Origin of the sequence: Rhodanobacter terrae (assembly GCF_042657005.1) — a bacterium.
Taxonomy (GTDB): Bacteria; Pseudomonadota; Gammaproteobacteria; order Xanthomonadales; family Rhodanobacteraceae; genus Rhodanobacter; species Rhodanobacter terrae.
In genome coordinates this window covers 104,913-120,738 of the sequence record NZ_JBHSNG010000007.1, presented here as the reverse complement: position 1 = coordinate 120,738, position 15,826 = coordinate 104,913, and the positions used below count along the sequence as shown (strand labels likewise).

The window sequence follows — 15,826 nt, the reverse complement described above, 5'->3', positions numbered from 1 at the left end:
TCATCCGCCATAGGGCTGACTGGCCAGCAGCGACTGGCGCTCGTTGACCAGGTTTCCCCACGACACGGGAGGTACCCAGCAGGCAACCCATTCCGGCACGGTCGCGGCCGGCATCGGCCGCGAAATGGAAAAACCCTGCAACTGATGGCAACCCAGCGAAGCCAGCAGATCGCCCTGCTCCGCAGTCTCGACACCTTCGGCGATCACCGTCTTGGCCAGCATGCGGGCGGTGGTGATGACCCCTGCCGCAATCGCCATGTTTCGTTCGTCGCTGAGGATGTCGCGCACGAAGCTCTGGTCGAGCTTGATGTGTTCGATGTCGAGTTGCTGGATATGGCTCAGCGAGGCGCTGCCAGTGCCGAAATCATCCAGGCCGACGCGGATGCCGCGCCGGCGGCATTCCTCGATGACGGTCTTGGCGCGGGCATGATCCATCGACGGGCCGGTTTCGGTCACCTCGATGCCGAAACCCACATCCATCACGTCCGGGTAGGTCTCGAGTACGGCGTCGATATCGGTGAAGAACGCCGGATGCAGCAGATGGCGCGTGCTGATGTTGATCGAAACCGGGATCGAGACACCTGCCCGCATCCAGGACTGGCAGCATTTCAATGCCTCGTCCAGCACATAGCGGCCGATCGGCCGGGCCAGTTGCGGGTCATCCAGCACATGCATGAACTTGCCGGGTTCGATCAATTCCTGCCCGGTGTCATCCAGGCGCAGCAGCGCCTCCATGCCGGCGACCCCGTTCAGGCCAGGCAGACCGTCGATGTACACGATCGGCTGGAACAGCAGTTGCAGACGCGACTGTTGCAGCGCCTGGGCGATCCGTTCGCGCATCGCCTGCAGCCGCAACTGCTCCAGCTCCATCGCCGGCTGGTACAGCAAACCCCGGTCCTTGCCCTCTTCCTTTGCCGCATACATCGCCAGGTCGGCGTGGCGAACCAGGCCTTCGGCGTCGGATGCGTCGAGCGGAAACAAGGTCCAGCCGATGCTGGCCGACAGATACAGTTGTTCGCCCATCAGGTTGAACGGAGCCCGCAAGGCCTGCAGGATGCAGCGGCTGATGACGTCGAGCTGCTCGCGGCTGTCGAGGCCCGGGATAACCAGCGCAAATTCATCGCCGCCAAAACGGGCCAGCACGTCGGCTTCGCGCAGCATGCCGAGGATTCGCGCCGAAGCTTCGGTCAGCACATGGTCGCCGCCCCCGTGTCCGATCGTGTCATTGACGCTCTTGAAGCGATCGAGATCCAGCACGCCCACAGCCAGCAGCGAATGCTGCCGGGTGGTTTGCAGCCGCGCCTGTTCCAGCAGGTCGAACAGCAGGCGCCGATTCGGCAGACCCGTAACGACGTCGTAGAAGGCCAATTGCTCGACCCTCACCTCGTGCAGCTTCTGTTCGGTGACGTCGCGCTGATGCCACAGCCGCCCACGCGGCACGCCGTCGATGGTGATCGGAATGAAGTCGCGCAGGAAAGTACGGCCGCCCTTGATGGCGACCTCATCGCCCCTGACCGGCTCGTTCCTGGCCAGAATGTCCTGGACCCGCTGCCACTCGCGATCGGGATCTTCGAGGGTGGGTTTCAAGCGCTCATAGATCGTGTCGGACGAGAGGTTCTCCAGCTCGGAAGGGGCCTCTGGCAAACCGAAAAGTTCGCAGAACGCCTCATTGACGAACTTCACGCGGTTGTCCTCGGACATCACCAGCACGCCGGAGTACTGGTTCGACAGCACCGTCTGGAAATGCTGCAGGTTGAACCGCAGATCCTGCTCGGCGGCCAGGCGTGCCGCACGCGCACGCTGCATCTGGATGCCCAGCCCCAGCTCGACTGCCATTTCCGAAAAAATCTGCACCTCGATCGGGACAAACGCATCGGCCTCGGCCGCAGCGATCACGAACACACCGGCAACGAGTCCCTCTATCAGTAGCGGGAGTGCCAGCAGCGCGCGCGGGCCCGGGGAATCGCCGGCAAACGGCCAGTCCGCCAGGGCCGACGGCCGCGGATGTCTCAACTGCGGCCGACCCGTCAGTGTCGCGATGACGGCGGCGTCATCGGCATGTGCGACGTCGTCAAGGTGGAGCAGGGCCTCCTGCCCGGAGTCGTCCGCCGCGCCGCCCTGGACGTGCAAGCGCAGCGTCTGTCTGTCGTCACCCTCCAGCAAGGCGATCCGTGCCGCCTGGTACCCGCCCGTTCGCCTCATGACCCGACCGGCATCCGTCAGCAATGTCTGCTCGTCCGGGCTGTGCGTCACCACCTTGACCATCTCGCTGAGCAGACGTAAAGCGCGTCGCTGGCAAGCCTCCTCCTGGACCGATTGCAGCAGCAAGCTGCGTTGCTCGTGCACCTCCAGCCCCAACCCGATGCTGGCGGCGGCCTGCTGCAGCAGCTCGATCATGCGCGGCGAAAAGTAGCCGGGATGCGAGGACCGTATCACCAGCCCCGCGCATACCTCGCCAAATTTCATGATCGGCAAGGCAACGACGGAAGCTATGCCATGCCGTATGTAGGCCGGACGGAACATCTCCAGACCCGGCGTATGGCGGATATCGTTTTCCAGCTGCGGCATCCCTTGCCAGAACGCCGGTCGCGCGACCGAAAACGGCATGTGCTCGGGGTAGATATCCGCCACACCCGGCGCGATATGAGCAGGAGCGATGCGGCGGAACCATCCGCTGCCGCGGTCCACCTCGCCTACCATCACCCACAACGCGCCGATCCGGTGCTCGAGCACCTCGATGACGGCATGGTAGAGCGCAGGTGGGTCGAGCGAGCGAACCAGCAACTGACTGATGTCGAAAAGCGCGGCGTAGAAATGCTCGCTAGACGCGGTTTCCGGCGCTGGATGGGCATCTAACGAATTCAGATCCGGATTGTGCATTCAGTTGCTCAGCCGGGTAAACGTAGCCAGCGGCCTGCCTCGACATCGCCGCTGGGTCGACAACCGGTTTCGATGATGTCGCGGCGACGGCGCAGCGTCTGGCTGCATCAGCGTCATCGGCAGCCGCTGGCTGCACCCGCATCACCACTTCCCCCAGCGCCAGAAGCTAGTCCTGTCAATTGCGCTATGCAAGACCGGCGTCCACGATGCAACCCGGTTCAGAGCGCGCACCAGCCCCAGTGGTCGAATATCCACACCGAAGGCAAATCCAGCGCCAGCCTGGCGAAACGCGGAGCGGCAGCCGCGGCAGGCAAAGCGGTCAACCGATGGGTATCCTGACCGTCACGTTGCAGCGGAGCCTCTCGCCAGCACCAGCTCTGCGCTCCGGCCGTACTGACCACGCTCAGCCGCAGCCACCGACATAACCACCTCTGGGGCTGCCATGGCAGCGTCGAAGAAGAGGCCGCCGGCAGCGCCGACAGGTCGAGATAGCGTTCCGGCATGGTGGCCAGGCGGCGCAGGCGCCTGCTGCTCAAGGCCATCTGGCTGCGATGTGCTGCCAGTGCCTTGCGCTTGTTCGTGGCCTGCGCGGCCGAGCCGTGGATTTCGATGAAACCGTCGTCCTGTGCGTGACCATGCACCAGATAGGCCAACAGCCGGGGCGGGTGCGACTGCCCGGCCAGGGCCAGCCGCACCAGGACGTGCGCCGAGCCGTGGTCGGGATGGCGATCGTCCAGCGCCGGCAGCGCGATCAGGCCAGGGCGAAACTGGTCGATTGCCGCAGCCACGGTCGACACCGCCGTTGCTGTCGTCTGCAGCAGCAGGTCCGTGACCCCCATATCCGGCCAGCCCAGTGTCTGCAGCGCCGAAGTCGGCACGCCGAGGCACTGCAGGGCCTGCAGCAATTCCGAGTGGCGGTGCCGTCCCCAGCGCCGCCGATCGGCGGCGCCGATCCACACACGCCGCTCCAGCCAGCGCTGCGGCCATGGATTGTTGTCGCCCGCCGTCAACAGCAGGATGCGCACCTCGCCGCCCGCCGCCAGCACCTGCTGGATCAACAGGCCGGTGGCGATGGTTTCGTCGTCCGGGTGCGGTGCCACGACCAGCAAGCGGGTCTGCGCGGAAAACGCCGGCAATCCGTTCGCCGGAGCCGCCGGGGATGGATTCGCGACGGACTCGTTCAACGCCACTGCGCCAGCAGTTCCAGCAGCAACAAGTCGCCGCGCAACGGACCGCGCAAGCCCTCGCGGGTGCGATTGACCGCGCTGTACCAGTGGCCCAGCGCCTCCACGTCCATCGCACTGGCCAGCGGCCCGCTGCGCTCGGCCGAGCGCGCCTTGATCTCGTCGGCGGCAGCCTGCGCGGCAAACCACAACCGCTGCGCCGGCTCGCTGTCCAGCCAGCGCTTGACGACGTCCAGCGGCTGGCCACGGCCCGCGGCGAGTGCGGCCAGGTCCTTGCGCACTTCCAGCCGGCGGTCGAGCGCGCCTTCCTGCGCCCAGGCGCGGGCCAGGCCGGGATTGCCGCCGGCAGCGTCGAGCGCAGTGGCCGCATCGCGCACACCATCGGCCTGCAGCCAGGCCAAGGCATCTGCGGCAGCCGGCAGGTGAAACTCGATCCGCTGGCAGCGGCTGCGGATGGTCTGCGGCAGGCGCCACGGCGCATCGCCCAGCAGGATCAGCATGGTCTGCGCGGCAGGCTCTTCCAGTGTCTTCAGCAAGGCATTGGCGGCGGCCGGATTCATCGCATCGGCCGGGTCGATGGTGGCGACCTGCCAGCCGCCGAACTGGCTGCGCATGGCCAGCCGCGCCGACAGCTCGCGGATCTGGTCGACCACGATCTCGCTGCGCAGCACGCCATCCTTGCGCAGGCCGAAGCTCAGCGAAATCACGTCCGGATGCGTGCCGGCGGCAACCAGCAGGCAACTGCGGCAACGGCCGCACGGATCGCCGTCGGCGGGTTCCGAGCACAGCAAGCCCTGCACGAAACGCTGGGCGAACGCGCGCTTGCCCAGGCCTGCCGCACCACACAGCAACAAGGCGTGCGGCAGCGCATCGCGCTGGCGGCGCGCCTGCAGCCGCGCCCAGTGTTCGGCGTGCCAGGGCAAAAGGTTCATGCAGGCGGATCTCCAACCAGTGCGGCCAGCGTCCGTATCGCCGCTTCCAGCACCGCCGCGGCCGATTGACTGGCGTCGATCACCCGGAAACGGTCCGGCTCGGCCGTCGCCCGTTCGCGATAGCTCATGCGCACGCGTTCGAAAAAAGCATCCGCCTCGACTTCGATGCGGTCGGCGTCGCCGCGGCCGGCGGCGCGGGCACGTCCGGTCGCCACCGGCAGATCGAGCAGCAAGGTCAGGTCGGGCTTCACGCCGGCACAGGCCCAGCGCTCCAGCTCGGCAATGCGCCCGACGGGCTGGCCGCGACCGCCGCCTTGATACGCGTAGCTGGCATCGGTGAAGCGGTCGCACAGTACCCACTGTCCGGCGCCCAGGGCCGGCTCGATCAGCTCGCGCACGAGCTGCGCGCGCGAGGCAAACATCAGCAGCAGCTCGGTCTCGGCGGCCAGTGCGTGCTGGGCCGGATCGAGCACGATCGCGCGCACCGCTTCGCCTACGGCGGTGCCACCGGGTTCGCGCGTCTGCACCAGCGCGATGCCGCACTGTTCGATGTAGGCGCGCAGGCCGGCCAGCAAGGTGCTCTTGCCGGCACCTTCGCCACCTTCGAGGCTGATGAATTTTCCGCGCGCCACACTCATTGGCAATGCTTCCGCTGGTAGCAGTCGACGTTGCGATTGTGTTCCTCCAGCGTGCTGGAAAAAACATGACCGCCATCGCCGCGGGCCACAAAATAAAGCGCGTCACCGGCAGCCGGATGCAACGCCGCCTGCAGTGCCGGCTTGCCCGGCAGCGCAATCGGCGTCGGTGGCAGGCCAGGGCGGGTGTAGGTGTTGTAAGGCGTATCGGTGGTGAGGTCGCTCTTGTGGATATTGCCGGCGTAGCTCGCGCCCATGCCGTAGATCACGCTGGGATCGGTCTGCAGCAGCATGTGATTCTGCAGGCGTCGCACGAACACGCCGGCGATCTGCGCGCGCTCATCGGGGCGGCCGGTCTCCTTCTCCACGATCGACGCGAGGATCAGCGCATCGTACGGGGTTGCCAGCGGCAGATCCTTGGCGCGCGCCGGCCACAGTGCATCCAGCGTCTTTGCCATGGCGCCGTGTGCGCGCTTGAGAATGTCCAAGTCGCTGTCGCCTTTCACGTAGGCGTAGGTCTCCGGCAGGAAGCGTCCCTCGGGTGCCTCGCCGGGGGCGCCGATCTTCTGCATGATCGTGGCATCGTCCAGGTTGACGCTGTCGTGACGGAGCTTGTCGGCATTGGCGAGCGCCTGGCGCAACTCGGCAAAAGTCCAGCCGTCGACGATGGTGAAATTGCGCCGCAACACCTTGCCGGCTGCCATGTTGGCGAGCAGCCGGCGCGGCGTGATGCCGACGTTCAGAGCGTACTCGCCGGCATGCAGCTTGCCCGCCACGCGCATCTGCTCGGCCAGCAGCCGCCAATACCAGGTGTTGGCGCTGCTCAGCTTGCGCTGACGCAGTTCGCCGACGATGCTCTTGAAGCTGCTGCCGCGACCGACGTCGATGCTGTCGCCCTGTGCCGTCACGTTCAGCGGCGCGTTGCTGAACCGGTTGAAGTCGTTCCAGCCATAGACCAGCGCAGCGGCCAGCACCAGCAGCATGATCAGCAACACACGTGGCCGCACGCGCCCACGCATCGGTTTGTCACTCATCCGCCCTGCTCCATCAAAAATCCAAGATCGCGCCAGTGCTGTTGCAGCTGGCGGGTCATCTCGCCCACCGCATAATCCTGCCTGTCCAGTGAACGTACCGGCACGATGCCGCGCACGCTCGAACTGAGAAAAACCTCGCTGGCCCCCAACAAGGCGTCCAGCGTCAGCTCACCAACCTGCGTTTGCGGACATGCCGCCAGCACTTCGGCACGAGCAACCCCCGCCACACCGCAGCGATCCAGCGCCGGGGTCAGCAGCACACCGTCGACGACCGCAAACAGGTTGGCCATGGTCGCCGAAATCACCCGGCCATGACTATCGCACAGCACGCCCTCGGCGATCGCCGGATCGCTCCACTCGGCGCGTGCCAGCACCTGCTCCAGTCGATTGAGGTGTTTCATCCCGGCCAGCAACGGCTGTTCCGCCAGGCGGATATCGCATACACGCACGCGCACGCCTTGCGCATACGCAGAGTCCGCGACCTGCGGTGGCGCGAAGGCGGCTATCACGCGCATCGGTCGCGGCGCCGCCGGCAACGCGTAGCCGCGCTCGCCGACACCCCGCGTCACGGTGATGCGCACCACCGAGTGCGGCATGCCGCGGGGGACGTCCAAGGTCTCGCGCCACAATTGCGCCGCATCGGGCACCGGTATGCGCAGGCGCTCGCAACTTTCGGACAGCCGCCGCATGTGGCGCGACCACAACGGCGCCACGGCACCGACGAGCCGGATGCTCTCGAACAAACCGTCGCCGTAAGCCAGGCCGCGATCCAGTGCGGGAACCTGGTCGGCGGCTGCGCCATCGATCAGCATGCGCATGGCCATCAGTCCGGCACTCCCAGCGCGCGCAGCAGGCCGCGGGCCTTGGCACGGGTTTCATCCAGTTCACTCGCTGCCACCGAATCGGCAACGATGCCGGCGCCTGCGCGCAGGCTGACTTCGTCGCCGGCCAGGGTCAGGGTGCGGATCAGGATGTTCAAATCGAGGTCACCGTTGCGATCGAGATAGCCCAGCGCGCCGGTGTAGGCGCCACGCGGCGCATCTTCCAGTGCGGCAATGATTTCCATGCAACGCACCTTGGGACACCCGGTGATGGTGCCGCCGGGAAAAGTGGCGGCGATCACCTCACCGGGCGTCACTCCGGCACGCAGACGGCCACGTACATTGGAGACAATGTGGTGAACGTGGGCGTAACTTTCCACTGCCATCAACTCGTCGACCTCGACCGTGCCCGGCACGCAGACGCGGCCAAGATCGTTGCGCTCCAGGTCGATCAGCATCACATGCTCGGCGCGCTCCTTCGGATGCGCGCTCAATTCGCGGATGCGCGCCACTTCGTCGTCGCCGGGCAGCCGCGGCCGCGTGCCGGCGATCGGCCGGGTCTGCGCCACGCCACGACGCACTTCGACCAGCCGCTCCGGGGAGGAACTCACCACCGCCCATCCCGGCTGCTGCAGCAGGCCGGCAAACGGTGCCGGATTGGCCTGGCGCAATACGGCATACAGCGAGGCTGCCGTGGGTGGCTGCGCATAGCGCGCACGCCAGGCGCGCGACAGGTTCACCTGGAAAATGTCGCCGGCGTACAGATGTTCGTGGATGCGCGTCACACCGTCCAGAAAACGCGGCGGCGCATCCTCTTCCCACGCTATCGGCGCAACCAGCGATGGAATCGATGGAGTTGCCGCAAGATCTCGCTCCAGCGCATCGAGTACGTGCTCATGGCACGCCTCGGCAATCAGGATCGTGCAGTCGCGTGCGTGGTCGACGATCACCGCCGCCGGGCAGCGCACGGCGAGTGCCACCGGCAATACCGCAGGCGTCCGCAGATTCAATTTCGGCTCGATCTCGCTGGCCAGTTCGTACGCCAGCAGCAGCACCCAGCCGCCATGAAACGGCAGTTCATCGTCGTCCGGTTGCAATCGTTCGGCTTGCCAGGCCGCGTCCAGCGCATCGAGGAAACGTCCCGCGCGAGGGTTGCCCGCACCATCGTGGAGCTGACCGTCCGCGTGCAGCACGAGCCGGTCACCGGGAAACGCGAACAGGATGTCGTAACGCGACTGCGCGGTGCCGCGCACCACGCTTTCCAGCAGGCACGGATAGCGCTCCGGAAATGAAGCGGCCGGCGCGAGCAAGTCGCGCCGGCCCTCCAGAATGCGCCGCTGGCAGGCCACGCTCAGGCGCGACGGAATGCCAGCGTGCCGTTGGTGCCGCCGAAGCCGAACGAATTGGAGATCGCCACGTCGAGCTTCGCCTCGCGCGCGGTATGCGGCACGAAGTCCAGGTCGCAGCCTTCGCTTGGCTCGTCCAGGTTGATCGTCGGCGGCAACACCTGATCGCGCAGCGCCAGGATGGTGAAGATCGCTTCGACGCCGCCGGCCGCACCCAGCAGATGCCCGGTGGTCGACTTGGTCGAGCTCATCGCCAGCTTGTAGGCGTGATCGCCGAAGATCTTCTTCGCCGCCATCACCTCCCCCAGATCGCCGAGCGGCGTCGAGGTGCCATGCGCATTGACGTATTGCACGTCGGTCGGCGCGAGGTGGGCATCGTTCAGTGCGCTCTGCATGCAGCGGGCAGCGCCTTCGCCACCCTCGCTCGGCGCGGTCATGTGGAACGCATCGCCGCTCATGCCGAAACCGACCAGCTCGGCGTAGATCCGGGCGCCACGCGCCTTGGCGTGTTCGTACTCTTCCAGCATCAACACGCCGGCACCGTCGGACAGCACGAAGCCGTCACGGTCCTTGTCCCACGGACGGCTGGCCCTGGTCGGGTCGTCGTTGCGGGTAGACATCGCCTTGGCCGAGCAGAAGCCGGCCATCGCGGTGCCGGTGGTGGCGAACTCGGTGCCGCCGGCAATCATCGCATCGGCATCGCCGTACTGGATCATCCGCGCAGCCAGGCCGATGTTGTGAGTCGCCGTGGTGCACGCGGTGACGCAGGCGATGTTCGGCCCCTTCAGCCCGAACATGATCGACAGCTGGCCCGACACCATGTTGATGATCGAGCTGGGCACGTAGAACGGCGAGACCCGGCGTGGCCCCTTGGCAGCCAGTTCCAGCGTGGTCGCCTCGATCGTGTACAGGCCGCCGATGCCGGCGCCGACCGCCACGCCGATGCGCGGCGCGTTTTCTTCGGTCACTTCCAGCCCGGAATCGCGCAGCGCCTGGGTGCCCGCCGCCACGCCGTAGTGGATGAATGGATCCATCTTCTTGACGTCCTTGACCGGCATCCACTGCGCCGGATCGAAGCCGCTGACCTGACCGGCGATGCGCGTGGAATAAGCGGAGGTATCGAAATGGGTGACCGGGCCGATCCCGCTGACGCCCTTGAGAACATGGTCCCAGGCGGTGGCGATGTCGTTGCCGACCGGCGAGATGATGCCCATGCCGGTCACTACTACTCGACGCTTGCTCATGCTGTATTCCTTCGTGTATTCCGCAAAACCACCGTCGGCGGGTACTTCGCGATGCGAATCGCAGATACGTCATCCACCGTGGCAGGGACGCATCCCGCCCACCATACGGGGTAGGACGTTACAAAATGCAGAAACGAAAACTGCGCCGGGAAGGCGCAGCGTTCGATATCCCCACATGGAAGGACTGGCCAGTGAAATGCCTGCCAGTCCGGCAGGGGGCATGAAATCCCGAATCGATCGGTGCCCGATCAATCCATTCCGTGCCAATCAATCCTTGGAGTGGGCCTTGATGTAATCCACGGCCTGCTGCACGGTGGTGATCTTCTCGGCGTCTTCGTCGGGAATCTCGGTCTCGAACTCTTCCTCGAGCGCCATCACCAGTTCCACCGTGTCCAGCGAGTCTGCGCCCAGATCGTCCACGAACGAAGCGTTCGCCGTGACTTCATCTTCTTTCACGCCCAACTGCTCGATGACGATTTTCTTGACGCGCTCTTCGATGGTGCTCATGTTGCCCATACCTCTCAAGGAGTAAATGTTTGTCTGTGCCGGCGTGATGCCCGCAAAAGGCCGGCGGCATTGTAGTGGCTAAACCGCGAGGCCGCCACGATTCGCCGGTGATACCAGGAAGCGGTCCATGGGCACCGACGCGAAAGCGCAATTGTCGCCTAAAACGAGCCCGCTGGCGACAACTGCTTCGCAAGCCTTACGCCATATACATGCCGCCGTTGACGTGCAAGGTCTCGCCGGTGATGTAGGCCGCGGCCGGCGAGGCCAGGAAACCCACTGCCTTGGCGATATCTTCGGCCTCGCCCAGCCGGCCCAGCGCGATCTGGCCGAGCAGCGCCTGCTTCGACTCTTCCGGCAGCGCGCGGGTCATGTCGGTGTCGATGAAGCCGGGTGCCACGACGTTGACGGTGATGCCACGGCTGCCGATCTCGCGCGCCAGCGACTTGGAGAACGCGATGATGCCTGCCTTGGCCGCGGCATAGTTGGCCTGGCCCGGGTTGCCGGTGAGACCGATCACCGAGGCGATCGAGATGATGCGGCCCTTGCGCGCCTTCATCATGCCGCGCATCACCGCCTTGGAGGTGCGATAGACCGAGCTGAGGTTGGTATCGAGGATGATGTTCCAGTCTTCCTCGCGCATCCGCATCAGCAGCTGGTCGCGGGTGATGCCGGCGTTGTTGACCAGGATCGACACCGCACCGAATTCCTTGGCGATGCTGTCGACCAGGGCGTCGACGGCGGCACTGTCGGTAACGTTCAGCACGCGGCCATGGCCGCCATGCGCAGCCAGCCGGTCGTCGATCGCGCCGGCACCGCTCTCGCTGGTCGCGGTGCCGATCACGGTGGCGCCCATCGCCGCCAGCTCGTCGGCGATGGCCGCGCCGATGCCGCGGCTGGCGCCGGTGACCAGCGCGATTTCACCTTGCAGTGGATTGCTCATCTGTAGGGGTTCCTGACATTCAATAAAGGGAATCATGCGTGCCGCGAGAGATCACACCCATTCGGCGCGCGCGGCATCGAGCTCGGCCGGCGCGCCGATGGCGCGCGCCTCGAGAGTCTTGTCGATACGCTTGACCAGGCCGGTCAGCACCTTGCCCGGACCGCATTCGGCGACCCGGGCGGCGCCACCGGCTGCCAGTGCCTGCACGCATTCGGTCCAGCGCACCGGCAGATACAGCTGGCGCTGCAGTGCGCCGCGAATCTCTTCCACCGTGCCGTAACTGCGCGCTTCAGCGTTCTGCACCACCGGGATCGACGGCAGGTGCCAGACGATCGAGGCCATCCGTTCGCCCAGCCGATCGGCCGCTTCACGCATCAGCGCGCAGTGCGACGGCACCGACACCGCCAGCCTGATGGCTTTCTTCACACCCAGCTCGGCAAGCGTGGCCAACGCACGCTCGACCGCCTCGGCGTTGCCGGCGATCACCAGCTGGCCGGGCGAATTGAAGTTGGCCGGCGATACCACCTGCCCTTGCGCCACTTCCTCGCATACCGCGGCGATCTGCGCGTCGTCGCCACCGAGGATCGCCGCCATCGCGCCGACGCCAGCCGGCACGGCCGCCTGCATCAGCCGGCCGCGCTCGGCCACCAGGGCAGCCGCGTCATGCAGCGACAACGCGCCGGTGCAGACCAGCGCGCTGTATTCGCCCAGGCTGTGACCGGACAACTGTGCCGGCTGCGCGCCACCGAGTTTCCGCCAAACCCGCCACACCGCCACGCTGGCGGCGAGCAATGCCGGCTGGGTGTTTTCGGTGCGGTTGAGCTGCTCTTCCGGTCCGTGCGCGCTCAAGTTCCACAGATCGAGCCCGGCGCCCTGCGAGGCCTCTTCGAACGTCGCCTGCACTTCGGCATGCGCGGCGGCCAGCTCGGCCAGCATGCCGACCGACTGCGACCCCTGCCCGGGAAAAACGAAAGCGAGCGTGGCGGAAGTGGAACTCATGGATGCGCGGACTCCGTCGGCCAAAAGCGTCATGGTGCCAGCATCGCCGCCCATACGCAGCTGTATTCGGTTTTTGCCGGCCGGAAAACAGACGCCGCCCGGAGGCGGCGTCCTGGAGAACTTGCAGTACAGCGACTCAGTAGCGCAGCAACGTCGAAGCCCAGGTGAAGCCGCCGCCGAACGCCTCCAGCAGCAGGTTCTGGCCGCGCTGCACCTTGCCCGAACGCACCGCGTAATCGAGCGCCAGCGGTACCGAGCCGGACGAGGTGTTGGCATGCTTGTCGACCGTCACGATGACCCGTTCCATCGACATCTTCAGGCGCTTGGCGGTCGCCTCTATGATCCGCAGGTTGGCCTGGTGCGGAATCAGCCAGTCGATATCCGATTCGATCATGCCGGCCGCCTGCAGCGTTTCATCGACCAGCGAGTCCAGCGTCTTCACCGCGACCTTGAACACTTCGCGACCGGACATCTTGATGCGCACGCCGTGATTGGGTTCGTCCTTGAAGCCGACCGACACGCCGACCGGGTTGTACAGCAGATGCTTGTAGCCGCCATCTGCATGCAGGCAGGTGGCATAGATGCCCGGCGCGCTGGAAGCCTCAAGCACCACAGCACCGGCGCCATCGCCGAACAGCACGCAGCTTTCGCGTTCGGTCCAGTCGACCATGCGGGTCAGCGTCTCGGCACCGATCACCAGCACCTTCTTCGACTGCCCGCTCTTGATGAACTTGTCGGCGATGCCCAGCGCATAGACGAAGCCCGAGCACGCCGCGTTGACGTCGAACGCGGCGCAGCCGTTGGCACCGAGCCGGTGCTGCACCAGGCAGGCGGTCGACGGAAAGATGATGTCCGGCGTGGTCGTGCCGAGAACGATCAGGTCGAGCTCGGAAGCCTTGATTCCGGCCGCTTCCAGCGCACGCTGCGCGGCGAGAAAAGCCAGATCGCCGGTGGTCTCGCCGTCGGCCGCGATGTGGCGCTGGCGAATGCCGGTACGGCTGTGTATCCACTCGTCACTGGTGTCGACGATCTTTTCCAGATCGGCGTTGGTGACCACGCGCTCGGGCAAGGCGCTGCCGGTGGCTATGATGCGGGTGTAGATCTGGGACATTCAGCTATCCATCGACGAATACGGAGGATCGCACGCCACGGGCGGCGTCTGCACAACACCGCAACGTTACGTTCCGGCGCGATTAAACGCAAAACGGCGCGTCACCGCGCCGTCTCGCATGACCACATTCCGGGATCCCTGGGGGATTCCGTGGAATCGATCAATCCTCGACCGCCACCGCACCCTTGGTGTCGATCACTTTCTTGCCGCGATAGTAGCCGTCCTTGGTGACGTGATGGCGCAGATGCACTTCGCCACTGGTCGGATCGGTGGACAGCTGCACGGTCTTCAGCGCGTCGTGCGAACGACGCATGCCGCGGGTGGACGGGGTACGGCGGCTCTTGGCAACTGCCATGGTAATTCTCCAACGGAAACTTGATGATCTGTTGCGGCATGACCCGGATCGGATGACCGGATCGGTGGTTACTTCTTCAGTTCGCGCAGTACCGCGAACGGATTTTCGGAGCGCTCGTCACCGGTCGTAAGGTCGTCCGGGTCGTAGCCTGTCACTTCGTCGGGCAGGCTGCTGTCCGGGTTGACCGGAACCAGCGGCAGCACCAACAACAATTCGTCTTCAATCACATCCGCCGGATTCAATCGGCCGTCCTCGGCCACCAGCAGCGGTTCGCAATCAGGCGGCAAGCCAGCCTCGTCGCGCTCCTGTCTGATCAGGCCAAGCCGGGTATTCACCTCGACCGGCAGTACAAACGGCTCCAGCGTGCGCTGACAGGTCAGTGCCAGCGAGGCCTGGGCGCGAACATCGACATAGCTGATGCCGAGGCTGTCGCGCCCGAAATCCAGCTCGAACTGCACTCCCCCGTCAGCACTCGCCAACACCTCGCAAAGGCGTGACATGGCCGCGATGGGTAGCGTTCCCTCGAACGAACGCCGCGCCGAGACCATGCGCCAAGCGTCCACGGACTCTGGCAGTGTCACGGACATAATCGCGAAATGTTAGGTTCGAAGGCGCCCGAAGTCAACTGGCGCGACGCCGGTACGGCATCAACATGCGCCGGAAGCGAGCTATTTTGCCTGATCCGGCCCCAATGCGGCAGACTGAATCTCCCTGTCGCCCGAGCCGCTGCCCTTGAACCCCTATTTGACGCTCGGCACCGCCGTGCTGCTGGTGCTGTTGATGGCCCTGCTGGGGGCGACCTGGGTGCTGCGCCGACGCCAGGCGCAGCGCGGCGCCAGCCTGCGAAGCCTGCTCGACCTGGCCGACCGGCTCGAAGCGGATCTCAAGACCTGCCGATCCGGCCTGCAGCAGGCACACGCGGTGATGTCGCTCAATCCCGACCTGCCCGCCGCCAGCGAACAGGACGCGCAACATGCGATCGACGCCGGCCTGCGCGGCCTGTTGCAGCAACGCCTGTGGATACGCGACCGCTCGCCGCAGGCCAGTCAGCAGGAGCTCGACGAGGCCGCCGCCTCGATGCGCAGCACCCGCGACCGCCTGCAGCCGCTGCTGCAGGCGCTCACCCAGGCCCAGAGCGACCTGAACAGCGCCATGCGCGAGCACATCCGGCGCGATTCGGATACATGATGGCGCCCCACGCCACGAGGCCCCGGATCGTGCTGGGCTCGACCTCGCGCTACCGCGCCGAGCTGCTGCGCCGGCTGGTCGCCGATTTCGAGCAATCGGCTCCGGGCACCGATGAGGCCCCATTGCCGGATGAAGCGCCGGCGGAGCGCGCCCTGCGGCTGGCCATCGCCAAGGCAGAAGCGGCGGCAGGCAGTGCGCGCGACGCGCTGGTGATCGGCTCCGACCAGGTCGCCGAACTCGACGGCCTGATTCTCGACAAGCCCGGCTCCGCCGAACGCGCCCGCGCCCAGCTCGCCGCCAGCTCGGGCCGCGACGTGCACTTTCATACCGCGCTGTGCCTGCTCGATACCCGCGACGGGCGGCGGCATACCCATGTCGACCACACCCGTGTGCGCTTTCGCGAACTGGCTGTGGCGGAGATCCACCGTTACATAGAACGCGAACAGCCGCTCGACTGTGCCGGCAGTTTCAAGTGCGAGGGCCTCGGCATCAGCCTGTTCGAGTCGATCGACAACCGTGATCCCAGCGCGCTGATCGGGCTGCCGCTGATCGCACTGGCGCGGCTGTTGCGTGAAACAGGCATCGATCTGCCGTAGGTCCGACGCACCGAACCATCGCTACACTGCCGCCATCGTGTCCGCGTGGCACTC

General features: G+C 65.9%; 16 protein-coding genes. 2 read left to right on the top strand and 14 right to left on the bottom strand.

All coding sequences use genetic code 11. From position 1 onward, the window contains the following. From ACFPPB_RS09105 to ACFPPB_RS09040, 14 genes are all read right to left on the bottom strand, one after another. Positions 1-2,880 (bottom strand): bifunctional diguanylate cyclase/phosphodiesterase, encoded by a 2,880-nt coding sequence (locus ACFPPB_RS09105; protein ID WP_377326448.1) that lies wholly within the window; start codon positions 2,878-2,880, stop codon positions 1-3. Positions 2,881-3,098: 218 nt separating this feature from the next. Further along, positions 3,099-4,064: a PIG-L deacetylase family protein gene (locus ACFPPB_RS09100; protein WP_377326447.1), complete on the bottom strand. Its 966-nt coding sequence runs from the start codon at positions 4,062-4,064 to the stop codon at positions 3,099-3,101. Next, positions 4,061-4,996 (bottom strand): DNA polymerase III subunit delta', encoded by a 936-nt coding sequence (gene holB, locus ACFPPB_RS09095; RefSeq protein ID WP_377326446.1) that lies wholly within the window; start codon positions 4,994-4,996, stop codon positions 4,061-4,063. The genes ACFPPB_RS09100 and holB overlap by 4 nt, the downstream gene beginning before the upstream one ends. After that, positions 4,993-5,634 (bottom strand): dTMP kinase, encoded by a 642-nt coding sequence (tmk, locus tag ACFPPB_RS09090; RefSeq protein ID WP_377326445.1) that lies wholly within the window; start codon positions 5,632-5,634, stop codon positions 4,993-4,995. The genes holB and tmk overlap by 4 nt, the downstream gene beginning before the upstream one ends. After that, positions 5,631-6,665, bottom strand: a complete 1,035-nt coding sequence (gene mltG / locus ACFPPB_RS09085; RefSeq protein WP_377326444.1) for an endolytic transglycosylase MltG — start codon at positions 6,663-6,665, stop codon at positions 5,631-5,633. Before mltG ends, tmk begins: the two co-directional genes overlap by 4 nt. Next, on the bottom strand, positions 6,662-7,489 hold the full coding sequence (pabC, locus tag ACFPPB_RS09080; RefSeq protein ID WP_377326443.1) for an aminodeoxychorismate lyase: 828 nt from the start codon (positions 7,487-7,489) through the stop codon (positions 6,662-6,664). Before pabC ends, mltG begins: the two co-directional genes overlap by 4 nt. Then, entirely contained in the window at positions 7,489-8,835 is a 1,347-nt protein-coding gene (locus ACFPPB_RS09075; protein WP_377326442.1) for an aminodeoxychorismate synthase component I, read from the bottom strand. The genes pabC and ACFPPB_RS09075 overlap by 1 nt, the downstream gene beginning before the upstream one ends. 2 nt (positions 8,836-8,837) lie before the next feature. Further along, positions 8,838-10,076 (bottom strand): beta-ketoacyl-ACP synthase II, encoded by a 1,239-nt coding sequence (fabF, locus tag ACFPPB_RS09070; RefSeq protein ID WP_377326441.1) that lies wholly within the window; start codon positions 10,074-10,076, stop codon positions 8,838-8,840. 267 nt (positions 10,077-10,343) lie between these two features. Further along, positions 10,344-10,583: an acyl carrier protein gene (gene acpP, locus ACFPPB_RS09065; protein WP_007805185.1), complete on the bottom strand. Its 240-nt coding sequence runs from the start codon at positions 10,581-10,583 to the stop codon at positions 10,344-10,346. Positions 10,584-10,779: 196 nt separating this feature from the next. Further along, positions 10,780-11,523 carry a 3-oxoacyl-ACP reductase FabG gene (gene fabG / locus ACFPPB_RS09060; RefSeq protein ID WP_377326440.1) on the bottom strand — a complete coding sequence of 248 codons (744 nt, stop codon included), beginning with the start codon at positions 11,521-11,523 and terminating at the stop codon, positions 10,780-10,782. 51 nt (positions 11,524-11,574) lie between these two features. Beyond that, entirely contained in the window at positions 11,575-12,522 is a 948-nt protein-coding gene (fabD, locus tag ACFPPB_RS09055) for an ACP S-malonyltransferase (protein WP_377326439.1), read from the bottom strand. 136 nt (positions 12,523-12,658) lie between these two features. Continuing rightward, a complete protein-coding gene (locus tag ACFPPB_RS09050; RefSeq protein WP_377326438.1) occupies positions 12,659-13,633 on the bottom strand; it encodes a beta-ketoacyl-ACP synthase III in 975 nt (324 codons plus the stop codon). Positions 13,634-13,793: 160 nt separating this feature from the next. Next, positions 13,794-13,988 carry a 50S ribosomal protein L32 gene (gene rpmF / locus ACFPPB_RS09045; RefSeq protein WP_072760892.1) on the bottom strand — a complete coding sequence of 65 codons (195 nt, stop codon included), beginning with the start codon at positions 13,986-13,988 and terminating at the stop codon, positions 13,794-13,796. Between the two features lie 68 nt (positions 13,989-14,056). Beyond that, on the bottom strand, positions 14,057-14,536 hold the full coding sequence (locus ACFPPB_RS09040; RefSeq protein ID WP_377326515.1) for a YceD family protein: 480 nt from the start codon (positions 14,534-14,536) through the stop codon (positions 14,057-14,059). Positions 14,537-14,720: 184 nt separating this feature from the next. Here ACFPPB_RS09040 and ACFPPB_RS09035 point away from each other — a divergent pair, with 184 nt between their 5' ends. After that, positions 14,721-15,176 (top strand): hypothetical protein, encoded by a 456-nt coding sequence (locus ACFPPB_RS09035; RefSeq protein ID WP_377326437.1) that lies wholly within the window; start codon positions 14,721-14,723, stop codon positions 15,174-15,176. Next, the gene (locus tag ACFPPB_RS09030; protein WP_377326436.1) at positions 15,173-15,772 is read left to right on the top strand and encodes a Maf family protein; all 600 of its coding nucleotides are present in this window, start codon (positions 15,173-15,175) and stop codon (positions 15,770-15,772) included. Before ACFPPB_RS09035 ends, ACFPPB_RS09030 begins: the two co-directional genes overlap by 4 nt. Positions 15,773-15,826 lie beyond the last annotated feature (54 nt).